This window comes from uncultured Microscilla sp. (genome assembly GCF_947493425.1).
GTDB lineage: Bacteria > Bacteroidota > Bacteroidia > Cytophagales > Microscillaceae > Microscilla.
The window spans coordinates 1-6,260 of the sequence record NZ_CANLRP010000281.1 but is presented as its reverse complement, the minus strand read 5'-3'; the positions used below and the strand labels follow the sequence as shown (position 1 = coordinate 6,260).

Here is a 6,260-nt window from a genome sequence, read left to right as displayed (position 1 = left end):
GCCCCACCTTCTGCTTCAATGCGGCGCAGCACAGTATCGCGGCGCTTGCCGTCTACACACCAGTGGTTGCCTGCTTCATCTCGCCATACATAAAAGGGTGCCACAAACTGGTTGTTCACCAGCGAACTCACCACCTTTTGATACTGCTCATCGGTAGATACTTTGAAATTGTCGTGCTGGATAAACTCCATTGCTTTCCAGTCGATCATTTCTAAACCTAAAATGCGGGAGCGCAGGGCTTCGGGAGTGGGAGGTTGTTCTTTTGTCATAATTGAGTTTGGGCTTTATAAATAGTCGTTTTGATGGCAGGCTTACTTAATATTAATAGTTTTTTATAAGTATAACTATTAGTTTTTAATGTTTACCATATAGGTTACCAAACACTCCTTATTACCTGTAAACTTTTGATATACAATACTTTAAAACAAAAGAAAAAGTCCTTTCGGTTAAGCGCCGAAAGCTCTACCACTGAGCTACCTCAACAGGTGTATAAATGGATAAGTCAATCGGGAAATCAAGCGCACTAAGTCAATAAAGAAGCAGAAGGAAGTACGCTTATAGCCTGATTGCTTAATTGTTGATACAAAGTAAAAGCGCTATTGCGCAATGTTTTTGCGTAGTAAAAAATATTTTTGTATTTTTCAAAAAACTTACAAAAACCTGTAAAGTTAATGGCAAAAAAAGACAATGACTGGGCAGTGCAAGCAATGACTACCTGGCTAAGCGAACACCAAGGAGCTACACCTACCCAATGCGAAGTGGTATGGACCAAAAAAATACCCTGGAATGGCAAAAAAGAAAAAGTGTTTTTGGTATACTATCAAATGCCCAATGGTTACGAAATGGTGGGTTTTACCGGACCGGTAACCTGGAGCCTGACCACCAATGCTGCACAAACGATTAGCCTGGCAACTCTGGAGGCACTCGACCTTAAAGAAAACCAACGCTGGCAACGCCTGGTCAACTTGTATGCAGGTTGGTATTATTGCCACCAAAACGAAACCCAAACCCACACTTGGCAAGCCAAACTAAACGTAACTCCTGCCGATATTGACGAGCGGTTAAAAACCTACTACGAACGTCCTTACAAAACTTTGCCTGAAGATACCCAGGGCATACTGTACCAAAAAAAATACTTGTCGTTTTTTAGGAACTCTATCACTGAAAAAGGTGAGTTGTTGGGCAACAGATCTTATAGCGGGCAAGTGGTGAAGGGCGAAAAACTGTATTGTTTTCATTGGATGCAGTGCCATTGGGCTTGCCAGGAGATCAAAGAATGTGTATGGCTCGACAACCAAATGTTTTATATATGTAAGATGGACTTATGGCACGATCTGAGCAAAGACGAAAGCCTGAGGGTAGAAGGCAACCTCAAAGCCGAAGAGTATATGGTCATTGCGGTTAATACTGAGGGTGAAATAAACGCCGTGTATTTTTTTGGTTTGCAAGTACCCCTTTATTCCGATTGGGTGCGCTACCATTGGGTAGGGACTCATTATGGACCTTATATGATGTTTAACCGTTGGGGAGGGCTCGCTTATTTATACGACTACCATACTTCTGCTGGAGTGCTTGCCGAAAGCGTGGCAAAAAAGATAGAAAATCGCACTCTTAAGGGCTCATACAAACCAGCAAGCATACAAGTACAACAACGGCTACGGCTAGACGAAGCGCTACTGAGAAGAGAGGAAATAAATGGGTAAAAATGAGTAAAGACCGACTAAAAAATGGGGGTTGTGGCGATTGTAAGACCTAACCTGCAAGATTTTTGTGCCTTGTGCGCCAAATCTTGTATCTTGCGCATTAAACTAATCACGCATGCAAAGAATAATAAAAATATTGATCGTAGCGTCTTGCACGCTACCACTGGGTTTTAGTCCTTTAATTTTAATGATTGGCTTTGATGCTTATATATCAGTACTGACTACTATGAGCTTTACCGTGTTTATCCCGCTTGCTTTTGTGCTCTATATGTATGACACCGTATTGTGTATGGGGGGCTTCAAACGCAAACAAGAGGCTTTTTGGCTACAGATGGCAGTAGCCGTCGCATTTATACTATTAGTAGGGGTCATTGTTTGGTTTAGTCAAGTGTCGGTCATTACCAGTGATATTGACTTCAAAGATCGCGGGTTGATATTTGTCCTGTCATTTATGCTTTTTGGGGCGGTGCTCAACAATGTAGCAGATAAACGGTTGATTTAGGTATGGCTCCTTTGCCAGTAGCCAAAGTCTGTTGACACTATCAACTAATAACTAAAAAACTTCATAACAATGCCCGTAAACAGAAATGCCCTCATTCGTTATCGCACTATAGACAATTGCCTGCGTAACCGTTTCCGTCAATGGACGCTGGATGACTTGATAGAAGCCTGTTCGGAGGCTTTGTATGAATATGAGGGCATAGACAAAGGGGTGAGCAGGCGTACTGTGCAAATGGATATTCAGATGATGCGGAGCGATAAGTTGGGTTACAATGCCCCCATTATAGTGCAAGACCGCAAGTATTATATTTATGAAGACCCTGAGTATTCTATCACCAATATTCCGCTCACCGATCAGGATTTATTGAAACTCAACGAAGTAGTAGAGATTTTGAAGCAATTCAAAGGGTTTACTCACTTCAAAGAATTGAGCGGGATGGTGCAAAAGCTGGAAGACAAGATTCATACGGCAAAAACCGACCAGGAATCGGTGATTGACTTTGAAAAAAACGAAAACCTACGTGGGCTGGAGTATCTTGATGTGATTTATGAAGCTATTTTGCAAAAAAAACCTATTGAGCTTACCTACCAATCTTTTCGCGCCCGACGCGCCAATACCTTTGTGCTGTTTCCTTATTTACTCAAAGAATACCGCAACCGTTGGTTTGTGATGGGTAATAAACAGGGGTTTCCTGACATTAGCACGCTTGCTTTGGACAGGATTCAAAAAATTGAAAAATCTTACGAAAAGTTTCAGGAAACTGAAGTAGACCTAAGCGAGTATTTTAAAAATGTAATAGGGGTTACTGTAAACGCCAATCAACGCCCCGAAAAGGTGGTATTAAAGATAGACCGACGCAGCTCGCCTTATGTCATTACCAAACCCATTCATCATAGCCAGCAAATCCTTGAAAAAGGCGAAGAAGGCATTACTATCTCGGTAAATGTGCAGCTCAACTATGAGCTGGAACGCGAAATATTGGGGTTTGGCGAAACTATGGTGGTGTTACAACCCAAACGTTTGCGCGAGCGCATAGAAAACCGCCTTAAGTATAACCTGCATTTATACGACCAACTAAACAATGAAATAGGGGAATAGTAACTTTCTTAAACGCCGATTTCGTCGCTTCAGAGGGGAGCCTCACCCGATCATTAGTAAGAGTCAATTGACTTGCTTGATAAGGAAGTAACCATAGGCTGACTTAACCATCGAATAGTGAAAGTAAACAGCCCAAAAAACACCCTAAATCTCATTGCAGTTTCTATGCCTCTAAATGAACTAAAAAATCAGTGTTAAAAAACCATTGTAGCATCTTGTAAATCAAGCGTTTATATAGGTTCTTTTTACTTCTTTTTTTTGCCTGAAAAATATTTCGAATTTATATAGTTTTATCTGTTTTTTTATCAGACTTTTAACCCCGAAAATTTGATAAAAAATGAAGCAATCAATTCTAATTTCACCCGACGCTTTTGAACCAAGCAAACACTGGTATCCCAAGGCGTTGAATGCAACTATTCACCCAATGGTGGCATTTTTCTTAAACCTAAGTCAGGAGCGAATCGTGCAACGCTATTGCCACCTCAACCCTATGGTAAAGCCAGACGATTTGATGAAGTGGATGAAGTACCAACCCAAGCATTTTTATTGGGCGGGCACTGACCTTATTCATGTAACATCGGAGCAGGGCAAACGCCAAATGGTAGTGATAGAAACCAATTCTTGCCCATCGGGGCAAAAGTCGATGCCTTTGCTAGACGATAATTTAGAAATGGGCGGGTACGAAATACTGATGCGTGAAACCTTTAAACCATTGCTCAAAGCCCGTCGTTTGCCCGAAGGAGACCTGGCGGTAATTTATGACAAAAACCCCATGGAAGCCTCAGGCTATGCCGCAGCTATGGCGAGCGTGTTTCGGGAGAATGTTCATTTTATTCCTTTTTATAGCCAAGCAGATGAGCAAAATGTCCGGCTAAATGAATCGGGTGTACTGGAGTTTGTTGATGAATCTGGCAACTGGAAACCCTTGCGGGCAGTGTTTAGGTATTTGACCCAAAAGCCTTGGAACCGTTTGCCTATCAAGAGCAAAACTTTCATTTTTAACCCCATCATTGCTTGCTTGGCAGGGGGGCGTAACAAAATGGTGGCTTCTAAAGCGTATGAGTTTTTCAATGCCGAGATTGCCGAAAGTAACCTGAAGATTTTCACCCCGGAAACTATCTGGGATGTAAGCAAAAATGAGGTGCCGCTTTGGGTGCAAAAAATGGGTGGACAAGCCGTTATCAAAATACCTTACTCCAATGCTGGGCAAGGGGTATTTACTATAGTAAACCAACAAGAGCTTGACAACTTTATGGCAAAAGACTACGAGTATGACCAGTTTATCGTACAAAGCCTGATTGGAAACTATTGGTGGAGCTCAAATACCCAAGAGGGCAGATTTTACCATGTAGGGACTATGCCTGACAAAAAAGGGGAAAGTTTTGCTGCCGATGTACGTATGATGCTTCGTAGTACCAAAGACGGTTTCAAGCCCTTGGCAATTTATGCCCGTAAGGCAGCGGCACCATTGCTCGATCATTTAGATTCGGGTGCCAACTCATGGCAAATATTAGGTACTAACTTATCGGTTAAACTTGACCAAAACCAATGGAGTTCCGATACCGATCGTTTGTTGTTAATGGATCGTCGCGACTTTAACCGTTTGGGGGTAGGACTGGACGATCTCATTCAGGGGTATATCCAGACCTTACTTGCCACCATTGCTATAGACAAAATGGCGGTAAATTTTATAGGAACCAAAGGAGCACTGAAGCAAAAGCTTTTCCGCTCGCTTAACAACGACCAGGCATTAATTGACGAAATAATGGTAAGCTAATGATAGATACACATATAGAAGTTATCAAAAGATTGGATTTGGACACCATCCCCGATGGTTGCTTCAAAAAGTTTCGGGTTCACCTCGTGTCTAATGGTATGGGACAACCCATATACATACCCGTAATGGTAGCCAAAGGTAAAAAAGAAGGCCCTGTACTGGGCGTTACCGCGGCTGTGCACGGCAACGAACTCAATGGGATATCGGTTATCCAGAAAATTTTTAAGCAAATAGATGTCAATACCCTTACAGGTACCATTGTAGGGGTCATTGCCTTTAATGTACCTGCTTTGCTCAATCAGGAACGCCGTTTTATAGATGGCGAAGATATCAATCGTATTATGCCAGGCAGCGAGTTTGGCAACACCAGCGATGTATATGTATATAGAATGATGGAGCGGGTAATTCAACAGTTCGATTATTTGATTGACCTGCACACGGCAAGTTTTGGGCGCATCAATTCTTATTATATCCGTGCCAATATGAAGGGTAAAGTTGCCTCAAGAATGTCGCACCTACAAAACGCCGATATTATACTCAGCAATCAAGGGGCAGATGGCACCTTACGTAGTGCGGCTACCGATATGGGCATTCACGCCATTACCTCAGAACTGGGCGATCCTAACCGTTTTCAGAAAGGAATGATTAGCGCAGGGATTGAGGGTATATTCAATGTGATGATTGATTTGGGAATGATCAAGGGTAAAATTGTGCCCCCTGCTGCTTCACCAATACTTTGTGGGCGTTCTTACTGGATTTACGCTAACGAAGGTGGTGTGCTTGAGGTGTTGCCCAACATTGTAGACGAAATAAAACAGGGACAGAAGATAGCAGTGACTAAAAACATTTTTGGCGACATTGCCAAAGAATACTTTGCTCCCGAAGATGGTGTGGTGATTGGTAAAAGTGTGCACCCTATCAACCAAACCGGGGGGCGTATTTTGCATTTGGGAGTTCGTGAGGCAAATAGTTAAGGGAATTAGTGAATTACGAATGGTTCAATTACGAATTACGAATGAGCGCAAAGCGATTACAGACTACTGACTAATATTCAATTACGAATGGTTCAATTACGAATTACGAATGAGCGCGAAGCGATTACAGACTTCCATCTACCAATTTCATAATCTACTGATAATCAGGAAGCTATTTTTTGTATTTGATAGCCCATTCTTAGAGC

General features: G+C 42.2%; 5 protein-coding genes and 1 pseudogene. 5 read left to right on the top strand and 1 reads right to left on the bottom strand.

The features are described from left to right. Positions 1–269 (bottom strand): annotated as a pseudogene (locus Q0954_RS32320) (site-specific DNA-methyltransferase); the annotation flags it as partial. A gap of 402 nt (positions 270–671) precedes the next feature. On the opposite strand from Q0954_RS32320, the gene Q0954_RS32315 reads away from it, so the two are divergent. The 5 genes from Q0954_RS32315 to Q0954_RS32295 all read left to right on the top strand — a co-directional run bounded on the left by Q0954_RS32315 (position 672) and on the right by Q0954_RS32295 (position 6,054). Further along, positions 672–1,703: a hypothetical protein gene (locus Q0954_RS32315; protein ID WP_299465619.1), complete on the top strand. Its 1,032-nt coding sequence runs from the start codon at positions 672–674 to the stop codon at positions 1,701–1,703. 115 nt (positions 1,704–1,818) lie between these two features. Then, complete coding sequence (locus tag Q0954_RS32310; RefSeq protein WP_299465617.1) at positions 1,819–2,205, top strand: hypothetical protein; 387 nt, start codon at positions 1,819–1,821, stop codon at positions 2,203–2,205. Between the two features lie 69 nt (positions 2,206–2,274). Then, positions 2,275–3,303: a WYL domain-containing protein gene (locus Q0954_RS32305; RefSeq protein WP_299465614.1), complete on the top strand. Its 1,029-nt coding sequence runs from the start codon at positions 2,275–2,277 to the stop codon at positions 3,301–3,303. Between the two features lie 337 nt (positions 3,304–3,640). Further along, on the top strand, positions 3,641–5,080 hold the full coding sequence (locus tag Q0954_RS32300) for a hypothetical protein (RefSeq protein ID WP_299465611.1): 1,440 nt from the start codon (positions 3,641–3,643) through the stop codon (positions 5,078–5,080). Continuing rightward, the gene (locus Q0954_RS32295) at positions 5,080–6,054 is read left to right on the top strand and encodes a succinylglutamate desuccinylase/aspartoacylase family protein (protein WP_299465608.1); all 975 of its coding nucleotides are present in this window, start codon (positions 5,080–5,082) and stop codon (positions 6,052–6,054) included. Before Q0954_RS32300 ends, Q0954_RS32295 begins: the two co-directional genes overlap by 1 nt. Positions 6,055–6,260 lie beyond the last annotated feature (206 nt).